At 64.7% G+C, this 22281-nt stretch carries 25 protein-coding genes, 1 other RNA gene and 1 pseudogene; 10 read left to right on the forward strand and 17 right to left on the reverse strand.

Features of this window, described 5'->3' with window-relative positions; translation table 11 throughout:
• Positions 1-34 precede the first annotated feature (34 nt).
• From lipY to AC5Y4D_RS05220, 3 genes are all read right to left on the reverse strand, one after another.
• A complete protein-coding gene (lipY, locus tag AC5Y4D_RS05210; protein WP_500036617.1) occupies positions 35-1183 on the reverse strand; it encodes a triacylglycerol lipase LipY in 1149 nt (382 codons plus the stop codon).
• Positions 1184-1363: 180 nt separating this feature from the next.
• The gene (locus tag AC5Y4D_RS05215) at positions 1364-2167 is read right to left on the reverse strand and encodes a crotonase/enoyl-CoA hydratase family protein (protein WP_500036572.1); all 804 of its coding nucleotides are present in this window, start codon (positions 2165-2167) and stop codon (positions 1364-1366) included.
• 39 nt (positions 2168-2206) lie between these two features.
• Complete coding sequence (locus AC5Y4D_RS05220) at positions 2207-3373, reverse strand: MFS transporter (protein ID WP_500036618.1); 1167 nt, start codon at positions 3371-3373, stop codon at positions 2207-2209.
• Between the two features lie 116 nt (positions 3374-3489).
• Here AC5Y4D_RS05220 and AC5Y4D_RS05225 point away from each other — a divergent pair, with 116 nt between their 5' ends.
• The 3 genes from AC5Y4D_RS05225 to AC5Y4D_RS05235 all read left to right on the forward strand — a co-directional run bounded on the left by AC5Y4D_RS05225 (position 3490) and on the right by AC5Y4D_RS05235 (position 5582).
• Positions 3490-4158, forward strand: a complete 669-nt coding sequence (locus tag AC5Y4D_RS05225) for a FadR/GntR family transcriptional regulator (protein ID WP_500036573.1) — start codon at positions 3490-3492, stop codon at positions 4156-4158.
• Positions 4159-4355: 197 nt separating this feature from the next.
• Positions 4356-4778 carry a hypothetical protein gene (locus AC5Y4D_RS05230; RefSeq protein WP_499947038.1) on the forward strand — a complete coding sequence of 141 codons (423 nt, stop codon included), beginning with the start codon at positions 4356-4358 and terminating at the stop codon, positions 4776-4778.
• Positions 4779-4886: 108 nt separating this feature from the next.
• Positions 4887-5582 carry a proteasome protein gene (locus tag AC5Y4D_RS05235; RefSeq protein WP_499947037.1) on the forward strand — a complete coding sequence of 232 codons (696 nt, stop codon included), beginning with the start codon at positions 4887-4889 and terminating at the stop codon, positions 5580-5582.
• 18 nt (positions 5583-5600) lie between these two features.
• Here the strand turns inward: AC5Y4D_RS05235 and AC5Y4D_RS05240 are convergent, their stop codons facing one another.
• On the reverse strand, positions 5601-6431 hold the full coding sequence (locus tag AC5Y4D_RS05240) for a DNA polymerase beta superfamily protein (RefSeq protein ID WP_499947036.1): 831 nt from the start codon (positions 6429-6431) through the stop codon (positions 5601-5603).
• A 136-nt stretch (positions 6432-6567) separates the two neighbouring features.
• On the opposite strand from AC5Y4D_RS05240, the gene AC5Y4D_RS05245 reads away from it, so the two are divergent.
• A complete protein-coding gene (locus tag AC5Y4D_RS05245) occupies positions 6568-7011 on the forward strand; it encodes a phosphatase domain-containing protein (RefSeq protein ID WP_499992752.1) in 444 nt (147 codons plus the stop codon).
• A 132-nt stretch (positions 7012-7143) separates the two neighbouring features.
• On the opposite strand, the gene AC5Y4D_RS05250 is transcribed toward AC5Y4D_RS05245, so the two are convergent.
• Positions 7144-7455 (reverse strand): MmpS family transport accessory protein, encoded by a 312-nt coding sequence (locus AC5Y4D_RS05250; RefSeq protein WP_499947042.1) that lies wholly within the window; start codon positions 7453-7455, stop codon positions 7144-7146.
• Positions 7456-7554: 99 nt separating this feature from the next.
• Between AC5Y4D_RS05250 and AC5Y4D_RS05255 the strand changes: the two genes are divergently transcribed.
• The 3 genes and pseudogenes from AC5Y4D_RS05255 to AC5Y4D_RS05265 all read left to right on the forward strand — a co-directional run.
• A complete protein-coding gene (locus AC5Y4D_RS05255; RefSeq protein WP_500036574.1) occupies positions 7555-7851 on the forward strand; it encodes a GH-E family nuclease in 297 nt (98 codons plus the stop codon).
• A gap of 13 nt (positions 7852-7864) precedes the next feature.
• Positions 7865-8296 carry an ankyrin repeat domain-containing protein gene (locus tag AC5Y4D_RS05260; protein ID WP_499947033.1) on the forward strand — a complete coding sequence of 144 codons (432 nt, stop codon included), beginning with the start codon at positions 7865-7867 and terminating at the stop codon, positions 8294-8296.
• Between the two features lie 174 nt (positions 8297-8470).
• Positions 8471-8627, forward strand: a pseudogene (locus tag AC5Y4D_RS05265) (IS110 family transposase); the annotation flags it as partial.
• 448 nt (positions 8628-9075) lie between these two features.
• On the opposite strand, the gene AC5Y4D_RS05270 reads toward AC5Y4D_RS05265, so the two are convergent.
• The 10 genes from AC5Y4D_RS05270 to prfB form a co-directional block, all read right to left on the reverse strand.
• Positions 9076-9294 (reverse strand): hypothetical protein, encoded by a 219-nt coding sequence (locus AC5Y4D_RS05270; RefSeq protein ID WP_499947031.1) that lies wholly within the window; start codon positions 9292-9294, stop codon positions 9076-9078.
• A gap of 93 nt (positions 9295-9387) precedes the next feature.
• Positions 9388-9755, reverse strand: a transfer-messenger RNA (tmRNA) gene (ssrA, locus tag AC5Y4D_RS05275).
• A 132-nt stretch (positions 9756-9887) separates the two neighbouring features.
• Positions 9888-10850 carry a ferritin-like domain-containing protein gene (locus AC5Y4D_RS05280; RefSeq protein ID WP_499992732.1) on the reverse strand — a complete coding sequence of 321 codons (963 nt, stop codon included), beginning with the start codon at positions 10848-10850 and terminating at the stop codon, positions 9888-9890.
• Positions 10851-11034: 184 nt separating this feature from the next.
• On the reverse strand, positions 11035-11880 hold the full coding sequence (locus AC5Y4D_RS05285; RefSeq protein WP_499946351.1) for a maleylpyruvate isomerase family mycothiol-dependent enzyme: 846 nt from the start codon (positions 11878-11880) through the stop codon (positions 11035-11037).
• Positions 11881-12413: 533 nt separating this feature from the next.
• Positions 12414-12911: an SsrA-binding protein SmpB gene (gene smpB / locus AC5Y4D_RS05290; protein WP_499946352.1), complete on the reverse strand. Its 498-nt coding sequence runs from the start codon at positions 12909-12911 to the stop codon at positions 12414-12416.
• Positions 12912-12914: 3 nt separating this feature from the next.
• Positions 12915-13808: a permease-like cell division protein FtsX gene (gene ftsX, locus AC5Y4D_RS05295; RefSeq protein WP_500036575.1), complete on the reverse strand. Its 894-nt coding sequence runs from the start codon at positions 13806-13808 to the stop codon at positions 12915-12917.
• Positions 13809-14498 (reverse strand): cell division ATP-binding protein FtsE, encoded by a 690-nt coding sequence (gene ftsE, locus AC5Y4D_RS05300; protein WP_499946394.1) that lies wholly within the window; start codon positions 14496-14498, stop codon positions 13809-13811. It abuts the gene before it with no gap.
• A 44-nt stretch (positions 14499-14542) separates the two neighbouring features.
• Positions 14543-15007: an Rv3103c family proline-rich protein gene (locus tag AC5Y4D_RS05305; protein ID WP_499946354.1), complete on the reverse strand. Its 465-nt coding sequence runs from the start codon at positions 15005-15007 to the stop codon at positions 14543-14545.
• Positions 15004-16002, reverse strand: a complete 999-nt coding sequence (locus tag AC5Y4D_RS05310) for a mechanosensitive ion channel family protein (RefSeq protein ID WP_500036576.1) — start codon at positions 16000-16002, stop codon at positions 15004-15006. Before AC5Y4D_RS05310 ends, AC5Y4D_RS05305 begins: the two co-directional genes overlap by 4 nt.
• Positions 15992-17107, reverse strand: a complete 1116-nt coding sequence (gene prfB, locus AC5Y4D_RS05315; RefSeq protein WP_500036577.1) for a peptide chain release factor 2 — start codon at positions 17105-17107, stop codon at positions 15992-15994. The genes AC5Y4D_RS05310 and prfB overlap by 11 nt, the downstream gene beginning before the upstream one ends.
• 120 nt (positions 17108-17227) lie before the next feature.
• Here prfB and AC5Y4D_RS05320 point away from each other — a divergent pair, with 120 nt between their 5' ends.
• On the forward strand, positions 17228-18586 hold the full coding sequence (locus AC5Y4D_RS05320) for an FAD-dependent oxidoreductase (RefSeq protein ID WP_500036578.1): 1359 nt from the start codon (positions 17228-17230) through the stop codon (positions 18584-18586).
• A gap of 260 nt (positions 18587-18846) precedes the next feature.
• Here AC5Y4D_RS05320 and AC5Y4D_RS05325 read toward each other — a convergent pair whose 3' ends face one another.
• Together AC5Y4D_RS05325 and AC5Y4D_RS05330 are read right to left on the reverse strand one after the other, a co-directional pair.
• Positions 18847-20424 carry an FAD-binding oxidoreductase gene (locus AC5Y4D_RS05325; protein ID WP_500036579.1) on the reverse strand — a complete coding sequence of 526 codons (1578 nt, stop codon included), beginning with the start codon at positions 20422-20424 and terminating at the stop codon, positions 18847-18849.
• A gap of 10 nt (positions 20425-20434) precedes the next feature.
• Positions 20435-20638, reverse strand: a complete 204-nt coding sequence (locus AC5Y4D_RS05330) for a hypothetical protein (RefSeq protein ID WP_500036580.1) — start codon at positions 20636-20638, stop codon at positions 20435-20437.
• A gap of 191 nt (positions 20639-20829) precedes the next feature.
• Here AC5Y4D_RS05330 and AC5Y4D_RS05335 point away from each other — a divergent pair, with 191 nt between their 5' ends.
• Positions 20830-21819 carry an Acg family FMN-binding oxidoreductase gene (locus AC5Y4D_RS05335; RefSeq protein ID WP_500036619.1) on the forward strand — a complete coding sequence of 330 codons (990 nt, stop codon included), beginning with the start codon at positions 20830-20832 and terminating at the stop codon, positions 21817-21819.
• Positions 21816-22244: a pyridoxamine 5'-phosphate oxidase family protein gene (locus tag AC5Y4D_RS05340; protein ID WP_500036581.1), complete on the forward strand. Its 429-nt coding sequence runs from the start codon at positions 21816-21818 to the stop codon at positions 22242-22244. The genes AC5Y4D_RS05335 and AC5Y4D_RS05340 overlap by 4 nt, the downstream gene beginning before the upstream one ends.
• Positions 22245-22281 lie beyond the last annotated feature (37 nt).

Below are 22281 nucleotides of genomic sequence, written 5' to 3' on the forward strand. Positions count from 1 at the left end.
GAGATGGCCGGCCGAAGCCGTGTTGTGACGCGAATCAGGCGACGATGCCGAGTTCTTGGTTGATCTGTGGCCAATACAGCCAGCCGGGTGGAGTGAGCAGGACCCAGTCGTGAATTCCCCAGCGGTCCAATACGAACGTCATCGGCGCACCCTGGGCTATCGCTGCCTGCTGCAGGACGGCGGCTTGCGCTGCAAGTCCATCCAGCGCACCCGAATACACATATGTCGGGGGAAGCCCAGTCACTGACCCGAACAGCGGACTCACCATGTAGTTGTTCAGCGGTAGATCACCCGCCCATACCGAGCCGATCCCCCTGGTTCCGACGTCGAGCCAGGGAGACAACAACACCAAGGACGCCGGTACCGGACCATACGTTCCCGTCTGCACCATGTGTTGGACGGCGGCTAGTGCGAGGTTGCCGCCCGCAGAGTCACCGACGACGCTGACGTTCTGGTATCCGTGCTGCGAGATCTGCTCGGAGATGAGGCCCGCCATTCTCGGTACGACCCAGCCCGCGGTGCCGCCTTCTTGCATCAACGGGTAGATCGGCACTTGGAAGGTCGCACCGGTCTGATAGGCCGTTACGGAGTAATTGATCCAGTGGAAGAACGAGGGCGGGAAGATAAACGCGCCACCGTGGATCGCCACCACCTGTTCGCCGGTGGGATGAGCCGGCGTGATCTGGACGACCCTCATTCCGTCGAAGGTGCTGTATTCGACGGTTTGCCCGAGCAGCAGGTTCAGCAACGGCGGCGGGGAATTCCCGATGAGCCACGACAGCGGCGGGATGTCGCTGGCAAACAGCGCCAACAGTGGAGAGCTCGGCGTGGATATCAGTGAATCGATTCCGGTGGCCAGTGTCGCCGGGATCTGCCGAATCTGCTGCTGGATGCCGAGCAGCGTCTGCTCGAAGGTCGCCAGCGGCGCGGCGCTGGCAGCCTCAGCCGCGGCATACGCACCGGTCGCACCGGCGAGTGCCTGCGCGAAGCGCTGCTGGAATGCGGCCGCCTGTGCGCTGAGGGTTTGATAGCCCTGGCCGTGCGCGGAGAACAGGGCCGCGATCGCCGCTGAGACCTCGTCCTCGGCCGCGGCCAGTACCCCGGTGGTGGCCCCCGCAATGTCCTGGCTTGCCGTCGCTACCACCGAACCGACCACGACCACGTCCTCGGCCGCGGCGGACATCAGCTCGGGTAACGCAAAAACATACGACACCGGTCGCTCCCACCATGTACGGGCAACCCCGAAGTTGCCCTGCCAAAAATCGTTCGCCGAGTAGCCGGAGCCTATGCCGTCAGCTTGCAATCACGTAGCGAATCGCGCGACTTGTCAACGTCGCGGCGTCGCAAGCGCGATTGCTTCGGGCTATGCGGGGTCGGTGAAAACCGGCGGCTCGCCGGACATTCCAGCGACGACGGCGGCGATCTGGTTGGGCGTGCCGATCAGCCCGGTCTGCAGAACTGATTCGCGCGAAAGAGCAGCCGCGGGGTCGTTGCTGACCCAGGTCTCGTTGTACAGGCTTTTCGCGGCACGGATTGCATCCGGTGACTTCTGTGCGATTTCGTCCGCGAGCGCGAGCGCCGCCGCCAGCGGATCCTCGGCCGTTCGGGTTATCAAACCGAGCTCGAAACCCTCAGTGCCGGAGACGATCCGGCCGGTGAACGTCAACTCTTTCGCCACGTCGATCGGCAGAAGTCGCGGCAGCGTCTGGGTGATGCCCATGTCGGGGACGAGTCCCCACTTGATCTCCATGATGCTCAGCTTCGCGTCCGGCGCGCCGATCCGGATGTCTGCGCCCAGCGCGATCTGCAGACCGCCGCCGAAGCAGTTGCCGTGAATCGCGGCGATCACCGGCACCGGGACCAGCAACCAGTCGTAGCTCACCCGCTGAGCGAGGTTCGCCGGCCCGTCGTCGTCACGGGTCAACAGAACCCCCGTGCCTCGTTCCCCGCTCATGAAACTTGCCACGTCCAAGCCAGAGCAGAAGCTCTTGCCCTCACCGTGCAGAACGACGGCGCGGACCGAGGTATTTTTCGCCAGCTGCGCTGCGGCATCCACCAGGCCCTCGAACATCGCTTGATCGAGGGCATTGTGTTTTTCGGCACGCACCATCGTCGCCGTTGCCACGCCGTTGTCGGCGACCCGCACACGGACTCTGTCTTCACTCACGAGTAGCAATCTATCGCGCCTGGCCTGATCCGATGTGGCCTAGACATAGCGGTTACGGCCCGCCAGCGCGCCCATCGTCATCTGCAGTATGTAGACCACCAATACGAATATCCACGGCACGGTCCAACCGTTGGTGACGTCGTGCAGCAGGCCGAACAGGAACGGCCCGATGCCGGCGAGCAGATAACCGAAACCCTGCGCCATCCCGGAGAGCTGCGCGGTGGTTTCGGTGGTGCGGGCGCGGAGCGCAATCACTGTGAGCGCCAAGGAGAAGACGCTCAGACCCAGGCCGACGAGCACACTCCACAACAGGGGCGCGGCCGCCGGATCGACCAACAATCCGATGACCCCGCCGAGTCCGATGACGCCCAACGCGACGATCCAACCGCTCTGACTGCCGGATCGAGCGGCCAGCGGCGCGAGGCAGATGCTGACCGGCACGGCGATCAGCGACATCAGCCCGACGAGCATCCCGGCGGTCGCCTTGGGCACACCGCTTTGAACGAATACCTCGGGCAGCCAACCCAACATGATGTAGGCGAGCGTGGACTGGAAGCCGAAGAACAGCGTCACCGTCCACGCCAGACGATTGCGCAGTAGCGATCCGCCCGCGGAGCGAACCGGCAGCTCAACGGCGCTCACTCGACGCGCGCCCGCAAACCAGACGATCAGAGCCAGTAGCGCAAGAACGGCCCAGGCGCCGAGCGCCTCACGCCAACTTCCGAATGCGGACTCCATCGGCGGGGTCAATGCCGACCCCATGGCGCCACCGGCCTGCAGGGCGGCGGTGTAGATGCCCGTCATCACACCGATCTGAGTGGGGAATGACCCCCGGATCACCACCGGGATCAACACGTTGATCAACGCGATGCCACCGGTGGCCACTATCGTGCCGCCGATCACGACCATGGGACCGTCGAGAACGCGCAGCAACAGGCCGACGACCAACGTCAGCAACGCGGCTCCGATGGCGTGCCCCAGGCCGATTCGGCGGGCCAGCCACGGCGCAATGAGTCCCGCGGCGGCAAAACACAGTCCGGGCAGCGTGGTCAGCACTCCCGCCCACGTCGCCGAAGCGCCGAGCGATTCACGCATCGCGCCCAGCAGCGGCCCGACGCTGGTGAGCGCAGGTCGCAGATTCAACGCCGTGAGCACCACGGCCGCGACCAGCAGGCCCCCGCCTGCAATCCGGGTGGCCGGGGGGATCTCGTCGGCGGGAAGCGCGGCTGCGCGCTCATCGACTTCGGCGCAGATGCCGGCCACTTCCCCACTCACTGGGTTAGTCTGTCATACATCCCATGATTGGATGAATCGAGATTACTGTGCCCTTGGCAACAACGCGTCGCGCTGGACTGGTCGAGCAGGTCATCGTTCAGCTGCGGCAATCCGTGACGGCCGGCGAATGGCCCGTCGGCACACGCATACCCAACGAACCGAGCCTCAGCGAGGCCCTGGGTGTGGGCCGCAACACGGTCCGCGAGGCGGTGCGCGCCCTGGTGCACGCCGGAATCCTCGACGTACGCCAGGGCGACGGGACCTACGTGCGCGCCACCAGCGAAGTGTCCGGGGCGTTGCGCCGCCTGTGCGGGTCCGAGCTTCGCGAGATTCTGCAGGTGCGCCGATGCCTGGAGGTTGAGGGGGCACGGCTCGCGGCCGCTGCCCGCACGGACGAGGACGTCACCGCGCTACGCCAATTGCTTTGTCGGCGAGACGAATTGGAGCTCGGTGAGGATCGCGCCGCCTTTGTGGCAGCGGACGCCGCGTTGCACTTCGCCGTGGTGCAGGCGTCAGGCAACACCGTTCTGACCGAGCTGTATCGCGGACTTACCGAAGTCGTGATGGCCAGTGTCGCCACCACGAGCGCGACGCACGAACCGCGCGAGATCCGGCACGGCGGATTGATCGACGCCATCGCCGCCGGGGACGTCGAAGGGGCCGGACGAGAGGCCGGCGGGTTCCTGGACGAGCTCATCGAGAAGTTGCCGGGATGACGGTGCCAAACCTCGGCGCACACCGCGCGGGTTGAACCTCAGATGTGCATACGAACGCATCGAGCGGTCGCGGCACAAGTCGGGTGAGGGTGCGAAGGCAGGTAGGCGCCGTTGGTGCTGGTGCCACGCTGAGCCCCGAAGGTTTAGCTGGCACGCAGAGTGGCAAACCGCCTGCTACTGCATCAAAGGAGTACAACATGAAGATTGGCACATTCCTCGCGACATCCGCCGTCTTGGCTGGGGCTGCTATCGGGCTAGCATCACCGTCGGTCGCCGATGAACTCAACGGCCGCTACAACGTCACGTTCCAGCCCGCCGGGACAGTCCACACTTGGACGATCACACCCTGCGGCCCGGGTTGTGAAGCGATCTCGGCGGTAACCGACCGAGGGCGGGCTCCCTATTCCGGCAACGCCACCCAAAGCGGTGACGAATGGACCCTGGTTGTCGAGCGACCAGACGCAGTCATTTGCAACGATGGGCGCTTCTTGCCTGGTACAGCCACTTACACCTGGAACAGCACCACACTCGCTGGCACCCATAACGGATCCGCTGCCGTCGGCTGCGATGGAACGCCGTTCTCCGCCGGAGGCACGCTCCAGATGTCAAAAATTAGCTGACCGACCACGGTCTACCCGGGCTCATCTCCTGCCCCTCTCCTTGCACGTCGACCGCTTGGCAGTCGCTCCGTGAGACGATCGGCAGATGCCTCTTGAACGGATCGCCCGGTGACCGTCGTTCTCGCGCTGCGTTGCGCTGACGGCATTGTGATGGCCTCCGACTCGCAGATCACCGATGACGGCCGGGGTCTGACGTACCCCGCGCAGAAGCTGCATCAGCTGGGAAAGTATGCCGCGTGGGGCGGGAGTGGATCACGTGCTGTGCTCTATGACCTCGAGCAAATCTTCAACTCCGAGGCCGAGTCCGTTGTCGAGGCGAAGGACATTGGTCATGCGTTGCAGGGGCGGGTGCTTCCGGTGCTCAAATACCACTACGAGAACTACATCGAGCACGTTCCCGCACAGAAATCCGCAGGTACACCGGCCACCTACGTGCTAGCCGCGGGGTACGCAGGCGAGGTCCCCTTCATCATCGACTTGGACCCGAACGGTCTCATCGGGCACCACGAAGAGACCGGCTTCCAAGCCATCGGCAGTGGCGCGGCCATGGCGCAGCAGGCACACGCCTTGCTGACGCACTTTCACATGACCGAGCGCGACGTCGACCACGGCGTGGTCGCCGCGCTGCGGGTGCTCGATGCGTTGGATGCTTCGTCACCAAGCGTCGGGGGCCCGATGGACGTCTGCCGCATCACCCCGGACGGCGCGAAACACTTGAGTCCGGACGAAGTGGACGAGGTCCGACGCCACGTCAACCGCTGGATTGAACTCGAACAGGAAGCGCTCGACAAGCTCTTCGAATAAGTGTCGCCGCCGATTCTGCTACGGATCGATGCCGTGGGCCGCCCACCACTGTTGGTATGTGGAGACGAGCCAGCGGTTGAGCCGGTCGTAGTCGCACTTGTCGGGCAGATCCGCGCTGGCCGTGCGGGCAACGAGCTCATTGCGTGCCTCGTCGATCGCGTCCAGCACTGTTTGCTTGTCGACCTTCCCTGTGCGCAGGTCGTAAAGCCAACTGCGGGAGGGCTCCGGCATCGGCAGCGTGATCCGGCCGGTCGTCACCAGCTCCAACCCCTGCATCCCGAGCCGCACTGCGTGATAGGCGAATTTGGTGTCGAATCCGTAGACCTCGATGAGTTCGGGTCGGTTGCTGTGCTTGGAGCGCAAACCGAGCATCTGCTCGTGCTGCGCGTCCAAGTAGCCGACGAAGCGGCGACCGCAATCGCGGGACAAGAAAAGCTCGGGGTGCTGCCGCATGTCTCGACCCGGAGGTGCGATGCTGACGATCTCGCTTTCGGGGGCAAAGAGCAGGAGCAGGACAGTGGGGTTGCCGGCGGCCGCGAGCCGGGCCCATTTGCGCAGGCTGTAGACGGTTAAGTCGAGGTCTCCGGCGCCGGATCGGACGCCTTCGGGCTGGGTGCGGTACTGGTACTGCTCGAACTGGCGCAGCCCGATCACGCACTCGGGTGGTTCGATGCAAACCCCCATCTCGTCGCGGTCGTCGGTGCCGGCGATCGTCACGCCATGCAGACCCGAGCCCACTTGAGTGCGGAGGACGGTATTCGCCTCGGCAATGTGCCGGTGCCAGGCGGTGTTGTGCCGATTCTTGAAGATGCGATCGGCGTCATCGACGTTGCTGTCCGAGGACGTCATCTCTCGGATCGTAGCCCTACGGCAGCGCCCGAATATGCGCTCGGCGAAGGCTGAGGTGCCGCCGGCCCGCCGACGCAATAAGCAGCTGCCACCAAGGACGGGAAGTGAAACAATCGGCGCTGTGCGTCTTAAAGCAGTGGTCTGTGATGTAGACGGAACGCTGTGCGACGTGGCAGCGATCCGGCATCATGTGCGGCCAGCGCCCGGTGGGGAGAAAGACTTCGACGCGTTCCACCAGGCGTCCTGGGACTGCCCCCCGAATGAGCAGGCGCTGGATTTCTGCCGACGCCACCACGCCTCCGGACACGTCGTCATTGTGGTGACCGCCCGAATGGAGCGGCACTACCAGGTGACTAAGGACTGGCTGGACCGGCACATGCCGGTGCCGTACGACGGGCCGATCATGCGTGAGGACGGGCTGCGGCATTCCGATGTGTCGGTGAAGCGCCGCATCTACGACTACCTCGCGCGCAGCTACGACGTGCGGTACGCGTGCGACGACAACCCGGCGATCGTGGCGCTGTGGACCGAGTTGGGCATACCTGTCGAAATCGTCCCCGGATGGGATGACGACGCATGAGGACGGCGAACCCAACGGGTGCTTCGGACCTGCTACGCCCTTGGGCAGCCCCCGACGCCACCATCACCGGGTCACTCCGGACACCATCCCGCCCGGTGAGCCGGGACATCTCGGCTAGCGGCCGATGACAACTCAGCCGGCGTTGCAGTTGACGACTGTGTAGCGAGCGGTCGCGGACTGCTGATCCTTCACCTGCCCGTTCACAGAAATCTTGCACGACACCCGTAGCCCGTTGGTCTGGGCGCCGACACCATACGACGGGTACGTGGCCTGGTTGGTGATCGTCTTCGTCCACGGCGCGGTTACGTTGGCGATCTGCTGCAAGTCACCCATGCCGTCGAAGTAGGTGACGCTGGATAAGTCACCGTCGGATTCGACCGTGTAGGTAACTGATGTCGCAGCGACCGCAGGGACGCGCCGGTGGTCCCATAACTGGCAATCCAGGTGGTCCCATCACCCTGGCAAAAATCAGGTCACACTGGTCCCATCCTCATGGCAGGCGACAACGTTCTCATTCCGGTAGCGGGGGGATATCCCGAATCGGTGACGAAACTGCCGATTCAGAACAATCCGAGGAGCGGCAAGCCCGAGTACTTTGTTGACGCCGCAACGGGATTGAAGTATCCGGTCAACCCGACCACACAATTCGGGCACCGCCCCGGCCAAGAGTATTGGCGGTTACGCGACCAGGCCATAGGGGAAGGCTGGACCCGAAAACAGTTCATCGGCGAATTCAACCCACCAAGACATTTTCAGATCGAAGACGCACCGGGCAACCAGAGTCACCGCTTCGAGGTCCTCGTGCGAGATAGTATGCAAGCCAAGAAGATTGAACAGTGAAGGCATAGGATATATGGACGTCTATCACCGTGACCAAGTCGGACGAACCCCGCTCCACTACGCGGCCGTCGATAACAAACTCGACGACGTCAACGCGCTGATCGCCGCCGGCGCTGAGATCGACGCCCGTGAAGATACCGGGCAATTCACCCCGCTGATGTTCGCCGCACAGAACGACGACAACGTCGAAGTCGTCAAAGCCTTGGTGGAAGCTGGAGCGGACGTGAACCTGACCAACCACAAGGGCCAAACGGCGCTGTTCATCGCGACGGCGTCGCCGGGCTATAACGGCACGCGTGGCGCAGAAATAATCCGCTACCTTCTCGATCGCGGCGCAGATCCGTATATCGCGAATGAAAACGGCAACACGGCAATATCGTTCGCCAAACGAGGCGACGATAAATTTGGGCGCCGTGCTGCCTTCGGCTCACTGCTCGATGAATGAGCCGAAGCCATTACGACGCTGTGCGGCAAGGCATTTGATGACCGTGTTGACCGCCTCGCCGATGTCCTCGACGAGTATTAGCGACGGCACGAACTACCCGGGGTCGGTGCGGATGGCGATCTGGGCCGACAGGTAGCAGCTGCGCAAGAGTCGTCGATCGTAGCGACGGCCGCCTCGCGCACCTACTACGACCGCAAACGCGCCGAAGGAAAAACCCGCACCCACACCCAAGCCGTGCTCGCCCTGGCCCGCCGACGCCTCAACGTGCTGTGGGCAATGCTGCTGTCCGTGGCCATATCAATCCACCGCAACTACTGCTGCGGCGGCTTGACAATTTCATTGAGAATCTCCTCTCAGCGCCTAACCCGAAGCTGGACAAAAGGGTCCTCCGTCGCTGCCTGACGTCGTTTAAGGATCAATGCCGTTACTCGTCGCGTCGTCATAGCCAATAAGTAGCAGGAATAAAAATCCAAGAAGTGCGAGGAGGATAAGTAATGGCGAAACCAGCTTCAGCCACCTGCGAACGGGGCCGATTAGCAGAATAATCTCGCCTAGGAGTATCAAGCCGGTCGCAAGGACTATTGACCAGACCGTGATCCATCCAGCAACGCTCACGTTGGGTTCGGGCGGGTAGGGTCCCGCACAGTGTGCGGCCTCCACCTTGCGGACCCAAGAACCGATTTGCCACCCAGCGATCTCTATCGAAGCTAGAGCAGTCACGACTAGGATCGCGGTCGCAAGAAACCACCACCGCGCTCTGCGCATCACCGGGACGTTACCTACGACGCCTCTTCAACAGCCTTGCGCACCGCGGCGCTCTGCGCGTTCTGCGCTTGCTCCTTGGTGATGTCGCCGGGGTTGAGGCTCACCGCGCTCAGGGCATCGGCACAGAGCTGGTCGGCCTGGGTGGCGGCCTGCACCGCGTCGGTAATCGGCTGCTGATACCGCAAGGCGGTCAGATCACCAACGGGGTCCACGCTGGCGTTCGGCAGGCTCACCCTTCCGTCGTGCCCGGATGGACGCGCCCACCCGCGAATCGTTTGACAAACCGTTTGACATAGCATCTGATGTTGCATCAGTGCAGGTCAGAGTGGTGGAGCTGCCGGGAATCGAACCCGGGTCCTACGGCATTCCCTCAAGACTTCTCCGTGCGCAGTCCGCTATGTCTCTGCTCGGATCTCCTGGTCACGCGAACTAGCCAGGATGACGATCCCAGTCGCTGTTGGTGTCCCGATGAGTCCCGCGACCGAACTCATCGGTGGATCCCTCTAGCTGATGCCGGGGTCCGGGGCGAGGGCGTTCCCGGTCCGACAGACTAGCTGTCGCTTAGGCAGCGAGAGCGTAGTCGCGCTGATGTGACTCGGCGCTTAATTGGTTGCATCGACGCTTACGGTGGTCTCTTGCCTGCACCGGCACGCTTCCCTTGATTCGATGCGCGAAGTCGAAACCGTTCAGCCCCTCGCATCCCTGCCGATTCCCGGCAGGACATCCCATGGTACGCCGCTCATAACATCCGGCAACGCATTTATCTTCCCGACAGAGCCGAGTGCCCCCGGGTCCCACGACACCGGGGGCACTCGACGCAGCTTCGTCAGCTGATGCCGACCGCCTCCTTGGCGATGGCGGCGACGCGGGTCTGCGCAGCAGAGACCACGCCTTGCCGACCCTTGTGCGCTTCTTCGTAGGCGATGATCACGCGAACGTCGCGCGGGACGGTGAGTTCTTTGATCGCACCCACGGCTTCGTTGACGTTCAGCTCGTCGTAGTTCTTGATCGGAAGCTCGCTGGCGTCCAGCACGCCGACGGACTCCCGGCCCGAGTGCAGAGCGTCGGCGACTTCGTCAGCGCCCTCGTTGCGAGTGACTCGTTCCGCCGCCCGCAGAGCGGCGTTCTGCGATGCCGAGATCGCCTTGGCCGCGATCTCGCTGGCGTTGCCACCCCGCTTCACCAGCTCGTTGAACGCGGGACCGGCATTGCGCAGCGTCTCGACGGCGCGGTCGATACCCCGAGCCGACCAGGTGACCGGCAGATTGACGAACTTGACCGCGGCACCGGCAGCGGCCTGCACAGGCGTGCGGCGCAGCGCGGCCGGACCACCCAACGCGTCCTCGGCCAGCACGGTGGTCAACCAGTCCACGGTCGCCGAGTGCGCGGTGATCAGACGCTCCGCCAGCTTCTCGACGTCCTTGTTGTTTGCCGCGATGGCCAGCGCCTTGGTGTAGCGCGAGCGGTCCAGCAGCTGGTCTTCGAGCGCGAGGTCACCCAACAGCGCTTCGTCGAACGGCTCGGCCTGTTCGGTCAGCGCCTTGACCGCTGCGGCGGCGCGACCCAGGAACGGACCGATCACGTCGGGGTATCCGCCGAGGTCCCGAATCGCTGACTGGATGGCCTCCGCGCGCTCGCGACCGTTGGCGGCATTCTGCTCGAGTTCGCGGCGAACGGCTTCGGTGCGGGCTTGAGCTATCCGGGTTTCAGCGACCTGGATCTCGGTGTTGGTCAGATCGAGCAGAGTCCGCAGTTGCGCGAGCAATCTGGTCGTATCCGGTGCAGTCATTAGTGTGGTGCCTCCCTGAATTTGACTGGTGATGTTGGCGCACGGTGCGCCGGTACTAGGTCGGCTACCCGTTGATCCAGAGGTCAAAAGAGCATGCGTGGGTTTGTGACGTAAATCGCACTATCGGGCTCACCCGGGCCACGCAAACGAGCACCGCCGCCGAAGGCTCAAACGAAATACAAAGTCAGATAACGTAATTCAATCGCTGAACGATCCTGCCGGCCACTTCATCGTCGCCGCCGAGTTCGACGTCCTGACTGCGAGCGGGACACAATGGACGCCCACCACCGAGCCTGGTGAACTGCAATCCGTCGACCCGAATCGTCGCCGTCGGCTCCTGGTCGGCGAAACCTTCGACCAACTGGGCGCGACCGTCGACGCGGACCCGGATGTCCCGGGCGAGCGGACCGGTCAGTTCGAACAACACCCGCGAGCCGTCGGGCGCCTGGCCCAGTTTGCCGACGACGAAAGCCATGCTTGCCGACATCTCGTCGAGGGAAAGGCGCGCCGCCGGTCCGTCCAACTCCTGGTCGGACGACGGGCGCTGTAAGCCCACCCGAATGTCCTGCTCGTGCATCCAACAGTCGAAGACGCGGATGCGCATGAACCTTCCGTAGCTGTCCATGCCTGCCGGCGTGGGCAGCACCGCGTTCCAGTCGTCGTCGGACATGTCCTGCAGCACGTTGCGGCGAGTGGCGGTGATCTCCTGGAACCGCTTGAGCACTTGGGTGCCCGATTCTTTGCTGAGTGCGCGAACCCAGCATTCGTTCATCACCCCGATGTCGTTGCGCACGTGATCGAGCGCCTTGACGTCGATATCGGGTTCCGGCGGACTGATGCCCTGCAGGAACGATTCGGTGCCGATGATGTGCGACACGACCGCCTTCACATCCCAGCCGGTCAGCGCGCTGGGCGCCGCCCAGTCCGGTTCGGACAGGCCGTCCAGCAGCGCGTCGAGTTCGTCCCACACGGCGAAGAGACCCGCCAGCACGTCGGACTTGTCCAGCAGGGTCACGGGACGGTCAGCCATGCTCGGATACTAGTGGTGATCGCAAGAGCGGCGGAGCCCGTCGCAGCGGATCGCCACCATCAGGCCCAGCGCGATCGCAAGAGCGGCGGAGCCGGTCACAGCGGATCGCCACCATCAGGCCCAGCGCGATCGCAAGAGCGGCGGAGCCGGTCGCAGCGGATCGCCACACCGGAGCTCGCGGCGCTGTCGCGTTCCGGTGAGCCTGGGTGTTCCAGTGAGCCTGGGCTTTCAGCGTGAAACCAGGGCTTTCAGCGTGAAACCAGGGCTTTCAGCGTGAAACCAGGGCTTTCAGGGTGAATCCTGGGCGGGTTTTATCCGATTTTTCCACCGTGGGCGCACGCCGAAAGCCCTCGCTTCACACCCAACGCCAACGATGCACATCGAAGTCGTGCAGTAGTCGTGCAGTAGCAAGGAATACCCCACCGTCGCGCCGGGACGCTATCCCGCGAGGGCCCACAAATGTACGCGCAGAGCACCATGTCTCTGGCATTTGCGGACCACGAAAGCGCCCCGGAGTAACGCGAACGAACGCGTCAGGCCATACCTTTGGCGCGCCGACCCAGCTCCCGGACCACTTCCCGCTGCGCGTCGCGCCGCGCCATGTCCTGCCGCTTGTCGTGCGCCTGCTTACCGCGCCCCAACGCCAGCTCGACTTTGACCTTGCCCTCGAAGAAGTACATCGACAGCGGCACAAGCGCGTAGTTGCCCTCACGGATCTTGCCGATCAGCTGGTCGATCTGGCGGCGGTGCAGCAGCAGCTTGCGGTTGCGCCGCGGCTCATGATTGGTCCAGCTGCCGTGCCGGTATTCCGGGATGCGCACGTTGCGCAGCCAGATCTCACCGTCATCGACCGTGGCGAACGCATCGACCAGCGACGCGTGCCCCTCGCGCAGGCTCTTGACCTCGGTACCCTGCAGCGCCACCCCGGCCTCGAACACCTCGAGAATCGCGTAGTTGTGCCGGGCCTTGCGGTTGCTGGCGATGATCTGTCTGCCGTCCCCTCGTCGCTTTGACGGCGGCTTCTTGGCCACGACCTATCGCCGAATGTAGAGGCGCAACGTGCCGTATGCCGTCAGGCCGGCCATCGCCACACCCACCAAGAACAGCCACGGCGCGATGTAGACGATGTTCCAGTAGTCGATCTTGGCGATCAGGTTGGCTTGGTAGAACTGGCGCAGCGCGTTCTCCAGGAACAACGCCCGCACGGCGACCAGGCCGAGGATCGCGATGATCACGCCGATGGTCGCGGCCAGCATCGACTCCACCAGGAACGGCAGCTGCGTGTACCAGCGGCTGGCCCCGACCAACCGCATGATGCCGATCTCGGTGCGACGCGTGTAGGCCGCGACCTGCACCATGTTCGCGATCAGCAGGATCGCGGCGACGGCCTGGACCAGCGCGACCGCGAATGCCGCGTTCCTCAGCCCCTCCAGCACCGCGAACAGTCGGTCGATCAGCTCCTTCTGGTTGAGCACCGAGAGCACGCCGGGCTGGCCCGATATTGCGGCGTCAAAGTCCTTGTGCTGCTCGGGGTTGGTGAGCTTGACGATGAACGAGGCGGGGAACGAATCCTTGCCGGCGACATCTTTGTATTGCGGGAATTTCTTGATCGCATCGACGTAGGCGTCGTCGCGGTTCAGGAACCGGACCGACTTGACGTCCTGCCTCTTCTCGATCGTCTCGCGCAGGGCCTTGCACGGGTTGGTCGTGCAACCGGGGTCGTTGGCGGAGACGTCGTCGGTGAGGAACACCTGCGTCTCGACCCGGTCCAGATAGATCGCACGCGAGTCGTTGGCCAACTGCACCACCAGCAGACCGCCGCCGAACAAGGCGATGGAGATCGCGGTCGTCAGGATCATCGCAACCGTCATGGTGACGTTGCGGCGAAGCCCGGTCAGGACCTCGTTGAGTAGGAATCCGAAGCGCACTTAGCGATCCATCCCGTAGACGCCACCCTGTTCGTCGCGAACCAGCCTGCCCAGCGACAACTCGACCACACGCTGCCGCATCGCGTCCACGATGTGGTGGTCGTGTGTCGCCATCAACACCGTCGTGCCGTTGCGGTTGATCCGCTCCAACAAATCCATGATGTCCTTACTGGTGTCCGGGTCGAGGTTGCCGGTGGGCTCGTCGGCAAGCAGCACCAGCGGCCGGTTGACATAGGCGCGAGCGATCGCCACCCGCTGCTGCTCCCCGCCGGAGAGCTCGTGCGGCAACCGGTTCGCCTTGCCCGACAGCCCGACGGTTTCGAGCACCTCGGGCACGACTTTGTTGATCGCATCGGCGCGCCTGCCGATGACTTCCAGGGCGAACGCCACGTTGTCGTAGACGGTCTTCTGCTGCAGCAACCGGAAGTCCTGGAAGACGCAACCCATCACCTGACGCAGCTTCGGTACGTTGCGCCCCCGCAGCTTGTTGACGTGGAACTTCGACACCCGGATGTCGCCGGACGTCGGTACCTCCGCGGCGAGCAGCAGTCTCATGAAGGTCGACTTGCCCGACCCCGACGGGCCGATGAGGAAGACGAACTCACCCTTGTCGATCTGGACGTTGATGTCGTCCAACGCCGGACGCGCCGACGATTTGTACTGCTTGGTGACATGTTCGAGGGTGATCATCACGGCACGCCAGTGTAGCGGGGTGTCTGGCCGGGCAGCGAAAGTCAGCGCGCCGGCTGCGTCGACGTCGTCGTCGGACCCGGTCCCTGTTGCGGCGGCGGTCCCGAGGTCGGACCCGGAGTCGTCGTGGGCACGCACAACGGCGGGATGCACGGCAGCTGGATCAGCGGCGTGGTCGTCGTCGTGGTGGTAACCGGCGGCGGGGGCGGCGTTGTCGTCGTCGGCACGGGAGTCGACGCCGGCGTGCGCTGCGGTTGTTGCACCCTGGTGCGCGGCACCCAGGTGTAATCCGGATCCGGCACATAGCCGGGCGGCACCACCTGGGCCGGCGGATTGTTGGTGCGCGGTTGCTCGTGGGGACGATACGTTTCGTAGGTCCACCAGAGCGCGAGGAACGCCACTATCAATACCACCGTTGAGGTGCGGATTCGACCGCCGAACAAGTGACTCGGCGCGCGCTGCTCATCTTTATCACGCCGCTGCTGCAGCAGATTCAGCCGAAGTTTCATCGTCGCGTCACCTGCCCCGCGGTCTTGTCGGGATCGGCCACCTCACCGCCCTCGGGGTCGTCGACACCCGCGTCGTCGACCACGCCGACCTTCGCATCGGCTGCCGTCACGATGCCCGCCTTGGCCAGCGCACGAATGACCAGCACCCGCAACTGTCGGCCGGCCTCGAACTGCTTGCCCGGCAGGGTGCGGGCGACCAGTCGCAACGTGACGGTACTGAGTTCGATGCTCTCCACCCCCATCACGGTGGGTGCGTCCAGCAGGAGGTCACCCAAGTTCGGGTCGTCGAGTGCCCGCTCACACTCGTCGTGCAGGACCTCGTTCACCCGGTTGAGGTCTGCACTGGTCGAGACGGGGATGTCGACGACCGCGCGCGCCCAGTCCTTGGAGAGGTTGATCGTCTTGATGATCGAGCCGTTGGGAATGGTGAACAGCTCACCGTCCGAGGAACGCAACCGGGTGACCCGCAACGTGACGTTCTCTACCGTGCCGCGGGCTTCGGCCGCGATCCCTGAAACCGTCAACGAGACCAGGTCGCCGAACCCGTACTGCTTTTCGACGATGATGAAGAATCCCGACAGCAGGTCTTTGACCAGCTGTTGAGCCCCGAAGCCCAGCGCGGCGCCCACCACTGTCGCCGGCGCGATGAGACCGCTCACCGAGAACTGCAACAAGCTGCCGATCTGCACGATCACCACGATCGAGATCAACACGATGGACACCCAGGAGATCACCGACGCCACCGCCTGGCGGTGCTTGGTCGCCTCCGAGCGCACCAGCGCGTCGCTTTCGGTGAAGCCGACGTCGAGCTGGCGGGTCACCCGCTGGGCCACCCACTGCACGAAACGGGCTGCGAGCATCGCTCCGATCACCAGCATGGCGATCCGCAGTCCACGGGTGATGATCCATTCGCCGATCTGGCCGCGCCAGAAGTCCTGCCAGCGCTGCGCCGCATCGGCGAGATTCATTGAAAAAGCCTGTGTATTAGTTGTCATCTTTTCTGTTGCGCCACCGGATCCCCGCCTCCAGGAATCCGTCGATGTCTCCGTCCAGGACGGCCGCCGGGTTGCCCACCTCGAACTCGGTGCGCAGATCCTTGACCATCTGATAGGGGTGCAGCACATATGACCGCATCTGGTTTCCCCAGGAGCTGCCGCCGTCGCCCTTAAGGGCGTCGAGCTCCGCGCGTTCTTCGGAACGCTTGCGCTCCAACAACTTTGCCTGAAGCACTCGTAAAGCCGAAACCTTGTTCTGCAGTTGCGACTTCTCGTTCTGGCAAGTCACGACAATACCCGTTGGGATGTGGGTTAAACGAACCGCCGAGTCGGTGGTGTTCACCGACTGACCGCCCGGCCCACTGGAGCGGTAGACGTCCACCCGGATGTCGCCTTCAGGGATTTCGATGTGGTCGGTGGTCTCCACCACGGGGAGCACTTCGACCTCGGCGAAGGACGTCTGACGTCGGCTTTGGTTGTCGAACGGGCTGATCCGCACCAGCCGGTGGGTGCCCTGCTCGACGGACAGCGTGCCGTAGGCGAACGGCGCATGCACGGCGAAGGTGGCGCTCTTGATGCCCGCTTCTTCGGCATAGGACGTGTCGAACACCTCAACGCCGTATTTGTGCTGCTCAGCCCAGCGGATGTACATCCGCATCAGCATCTCGGCCCAGTCGGCGGCGTCTACCCCGCCCGCACCGGAGCGGATTGTGACCAAAGCCTCACGTTCGTCGTACTCACCGGACAGCAAAGTACGCACTTCGGTGGCTTCGATGTCGGCGCGCAACGCCTTGAGTTCGGCATCGGCTTCGGCCAGCGCCGTATCGCCTTCTGCCCCTGCCTCTTCACTGGCCAACTCGTAGAGCACGGGCAGATCGTCCAGCCGCTGCCGCAGTTCTTCGATGCGGCGAAGCTCGCCCTGGGTGTGCGACAACTCGCTGGTCACCTTCTGCGCGCGCGCCTGGTCGTCCCACAGGTTCGGGTCGGACGCCTCCTGCTCGAGCTTCTCGATCCGGCTCTTCAGACCGTCGACGTCGAGCACCCGTTCGACCGTCGTGAGGGTGGAGTCCAGAGCGGCGATGTCTGCTTGACGGTCAGGTTCCACAGGCGCTTACGTTACCGGCAGCACCGTCTAGCATCAGGAGACCAGTGCACCGCCCGACCGCAACGCGCAGCCCGGCTTCAGCCCCCGCGTCGCAGCCGGGCACGAACAGAAGGCACAAGCATGCGTCCTTATCACGTCGCGATCGTCGGCTCCGGTCCGTCGGGCTTCTTCGCCGCAGCTTCCCTGCTCAAAGCCGCCGACGCGTCCGACGACATCGACGTGGCCGTCGACATGCTGGAAATGCTGCCGACCCCGTGGGGATTGGTGCGCTCGGGTGTCGCACCCGACCACCCTAAGATCAAGTCGATCAGCAAACAGTTCGAGAAGACCGCGGGCGACGCCCGCTTCCGTTTCTTCGGCAACGTGGTCGTCGGGGAGCACGTCGAGGCCGGCGAGCTCGCCGAACAGTACGACGCGGTGATCTACGCCGTGGGCGCGCAGTCGGACAAACCGTTGAACATCCCCGGTGAGAACCTCGTTGGGAGCATCTCGGCGGTCGACTTCGTGGGTTGGTACAACGCGCACCCGCACTTCGAAGAGAAGACGCCGAACCTCTCGGGCGCCCGCGCGGTGGTCGTGGGCAACGGCAACGTCGCAATCGACGTCGCCCGAATCCTGGTCACCGATCCCGACGTGTTGGCCCAAACCGACATCGCCGATCATGCGCTGGAGTCGCTGCGTCCGTGCGGAGTCGAAGAAGTGGTGATCATCGGACGACGCGGACCGCTGCAGACGGCGTTCACCACGCTGGAGCTGCGTGAGCTCGGTGAGCTCGACGGCGTCGACGTGATCGTCGACCCGGCTCAGTTCGCCGACATCACCGACGAGGACGCCGAGGCCGCGGGCAAAACCACCAAGCAGAACATCAAGGTGCTACGCGGCTACGCCGAGCGCGAACCCCGTCCCGGCCACCGGCGCATCGTCTTCCGTTTCTTCACCTCGCCCATCGAGATCCAGGGTGAGAGCCAGGTCGAGCGAATCACGTTGGGCCGCAACGAGTTGGTCGTCGACGACAGCGGATGGGCATCGGCCAAGGACACCGGCGAACGCGAGGAACTTCCGGTGCAGTTGGTCGTCCGCTCGGTCGGCTACCGCGGTATCCCCACCCCCGGGCTGCCGTTCGACGACAAGCGCGGCACCATTCCACACAGCGACGGCCGGATCGACGGCAGCCGCAACGAATACGTCGTCGGCTGGATCAAACGCGGCCCGACCGGGGTCATCGGCACCAACAAGTCGGATTCGCAGGACACCGTGGACACCTTGCTCGCTGATCTGTCCGGGGGCGGGCTGGCGGACCGGCCGCACGACCATGCCGACCGGCTCGCCTCCTGGCTCGCCGAACGTCAGCCGAAGGTCATCACCTCGGCGCACTGGGATGTCATCGACCAGTTCGAGCGGGCGGCGGGCGAGCCGCACGGCCGTCCCCGGGTCAAGCTGCCAAACCTGGCGAGGCTGCTGGACATCGGGCACGGCTGAGGTGATGGTCGCTGACGTTTGAGATCCGCACGGGCCCGCGCGGCTGCGGAGTGTGAATCGTCGGCTTTGAGTGTGAATCGTTGGCTTTGATTGTGAATACACGGCTTTCAGAGTGAAAGCAGGGCGGGATTCCAGTGAAGATCCCACCCAGGCTTCACGCGCAACGCCCTGGCTTCACACCCAACGCCCAGGCTTCACACCCAACGCCCAGACTTCACACCTAACGCTCTGCGCCGCAGACCAGCCGAAGCAGGCCCCCACTATCCCAGTAGCACTCCGGGATTGAGGATTCCGGCCGGGTCCAGCGTCTGCTTGACTGCGCGCAGTGCGGCGGCGAACGGACCCGGGCGTTGTCGGTCGTACCAGGGACGGTGATCGCGACCGACCGCATGGTGATGGGTGATGGTGCCCCCGGTGCTGCTGATCGCTTCGGACACAGCGGCTTTCATCTCGTCCCACTGTGCATCCAGCGACCCCCACCGTCCGCCGGCGTAGATGCCGTAATACGGCGCCGGACCGTCGGGGTAGACATGGGTGAACCGGCACGTCACCACCCCGGCACCGCAGACCCGCTCGATCGCGGTCCGCGCGGCGTCGGTCACCGCGGCGTGCAGCGCATCGAATCCATCCCAGGTGCAAGCGGTTTCGAACGTCTCGGCGATGACGCCGCGGCGCGCGAGGGCGTCCCGCTGATAGGGCATGCGCAGGAAAGCCGAGCGCCAGCTCTCCGAAGCATCGTCGGACCGGTCGGGCTCGGAGTCGCGGCTGCGCCGGGCGACGACGGTGCCGCCGTGCTCGGCGGCGATCTCGACGGCCCGGTTGAGCCACGGGTCGATCGGGTGGTCCGCCGACTCGAAGGCCAACACCAGCAGCCCGCCGCTCACCGAGGTGCCCGCGTTGAGGAACGCCTCGGCGGGGTCGAGCAACCGACAGTTCGCCGGGAAGAGTCCGGCCTGCGCGATCGAACGGGTCGCCGCGACCGCACCGGCCCACCGGTCGAACGCCACCGACGCCGTGACCTGCCAACGTGGACGGTTCTGCAGGCGCATCCACGCCTCGGTGATGACGCCGAGGGCGCCCTCGGAGCCTATGAACAGCCGGTCCGGGGACGGCCCCGCCCCCGACCCCGGCAGTCGTCGCGATTCGCTGATCCCGGCGGGGGTGACCACCCGCACCGACTCGGTCAGGTCGTCAATGTGGGTGTAGAGGGTGGCGAAGTGCCCACCGGCACGGGTGGCCAGCCAACCCCCGAGGCTGGAGAACGCGAACGACTGCGGAAAGTGCCGCAACGTCAGATCGTGCTGCCGGAGCTGGTCCTCGATCCAGGGCCCGAGCGCACCGGCCTGGATGCGGGCGGCCCGGCTGACCGCGTCGACTTCGACGACCGCGCTCATCGCGCTGACGTCCAGGGTGATCGCGGGTCCCTCGAAACGCGGCTCCACTCCCCCGACCACAGAGCTGCCGCCGCCGTACGGGATCGCCGAAATCCCTTCGCGCCCACACCAATCGAGCACATCGACGACATCCTGCTCGCGTCGCGGCCGCACGATCAGGTCCGGAACGTGGTCGATGGTGCCCTGCAGGTTGCGCGCGACGTCGCGAAACGCCTTGCCGCGCGCGTGGCCGACCCGGTCCACCACATGGGCCGAGCACAGCGCGGCCAGTGCCGCGGGTGGGGTGATCCGCGGACCCGGCAAGCCGAGCGCGCCCGGGTCGGGCGGGCGGTGGTCGGTCAGGTCGTGGCCGGGCAGCATCGCCGCCACCCGGGCCGCCAGATCCTTGGTCTCCCGCTCGGTGAGGGCTTGATCGAGGGTTCCCCAACCCCACCACGAGCGCATGGCGGTGGCGTCAGCGCCGCAGCATGACGAAGGCCCCGCCGGCGACCAGCAGCAGCAGCGCCAGCGCGATGCCCCAGCCCGCGCCGGCGAATACCCAGGTGACCGCCACCAGCGCGATCAGCGGCGACACCGCGAACAGCACTATCCCCGGATTCTGCCTGATCACCGCCAGCGCACTCCTGGCCCGGATCGGATCGATTTCCTTGCCCGCCATCCGTTCAGAATGCCAGGTGGGCACCACAATGCAAACGTCGGACCGCTCCGAAAACCGCCGTGAACCATTCCGGCAACTTCCGCAGCCAACTGAAGTGCCAGTGCGGCAACGGATTCCGATGCGAACGTGGCCGAGGTGACCAAAGCCCCTACCGGCCAGGCGTTACGCTCCGTAACGTCGGGGTCATGGACATGGAAGTCCTGCGGAACGCGGTCCTGCTGGCGGGCCGGGCTCCGTCGGTACACAACAGTCAGCCGTGGCGGTTCGTGGCCGACAATGCGACCGTCCACTTGTTCGTCGATCGGGACCGAACTGTGCCTGCCACAGACCATTCCGGCCGCGAAGCGCTCATCAGCTGCGGCGCGGCGCTCGACCATCTGCGCGTTGCGATGAATGCCGCCGGTTGGCGAGCCGGCGTCGCCCGTTTTCCCAACCCGAACAACCCGAGCCATCTGGCGGCCGTGGACTTCAGCCCGACCGATCACGTCACACCGGCGCAGCGCAACCGCGCCGAGGCCATCCTGCAGCGCCGCACCGATCGGCTTCCGTTCGCACGTCCGGCATTCTGGGACCAGTTCGAACCGGTGTTGCGCGGCATCGTCGACGACGAGGTGGCCACGGTCGACGTGCTCGACGACGACCAGCGGCCCCGCTTGGTCGGAGCGTCCCGACTCACCGAAGCATTGCGGCGCGACGACTCGTCATATCACGCCGAACTCGACTGGTGGACTTCGCCGTTCGTCTTGTCCGACGGTGTGCCGCCGTCCGCGCTGGCCTCCGACACCGAAAGCCGCCGGGTCGATGTGGCACGGGATTTCCCGGTCCGCGGCCACCAGGACCGGCGTCCCGAAATGACCGCGGACTGGTCGAAGATCGTCGTCTTGTCCACTCCCGAGGACACCAGGACGGACGTACTCAGGTGCGGCGAAGTACTGTCGACGGTGCTACTCGAATGCACCATGGCCGGCATGGCGACCTGCACCTTGACCCATGTGATCGAAACCGACGAGAGCCGAGACATCGTGCGCGACCTGATCGGGAAACGCGGCGAACCGCAGGTCCTGATTCGCGTCGGGATCGCCCCGGCGATGGAACCCATTCCCCCACCGACACCCCGGCATCCGCTGGATGCCGTTTTCGAAGTCCGTCGCAACGCCCCAGGAGATAGGTTGAGCCGATGACCGACGAACCCTTCACCGTCCTGTCGACAAGTGAGAGTTGGGACCTGCTGGGCAGCGCCGCGCTTGGCCGGCTGGTGACCAACTTTGCCGGGGAACCGGAAATCTTCCCGGTGAACTACGTGGTGCAGGGCCAGACCATCCTGTTTCGCACCGCCGAGGGCACCAAACTGTTCTCCGCCGTGGCGAACCACACCGTGGTCTTCGAGGCCGACGATCACAACGCCGCGGAAGGCTGGAGTGTGATCGTGCGGGGTCGCGCGCATCAATTGAAGGCCGACAAGGACATTCAGGAAGCCGATCGCGCCGGGTTGTATCCGTGGATCGCGACCCGAAAGCCCAACTACGTGCGGATAGTCGCCACCGACATCACCGGGCGCCGTTTCGTTTTCGGCCCGGAACCCGACGGCAACGAGACCGTCGCCTGAGCCGGTCGCGGGCAGGGCCAAGGTCCCTCACCGCCGG

It is taken from the genome of Mycobacterium sp. NGS67, from assembly GCF_059812185.1.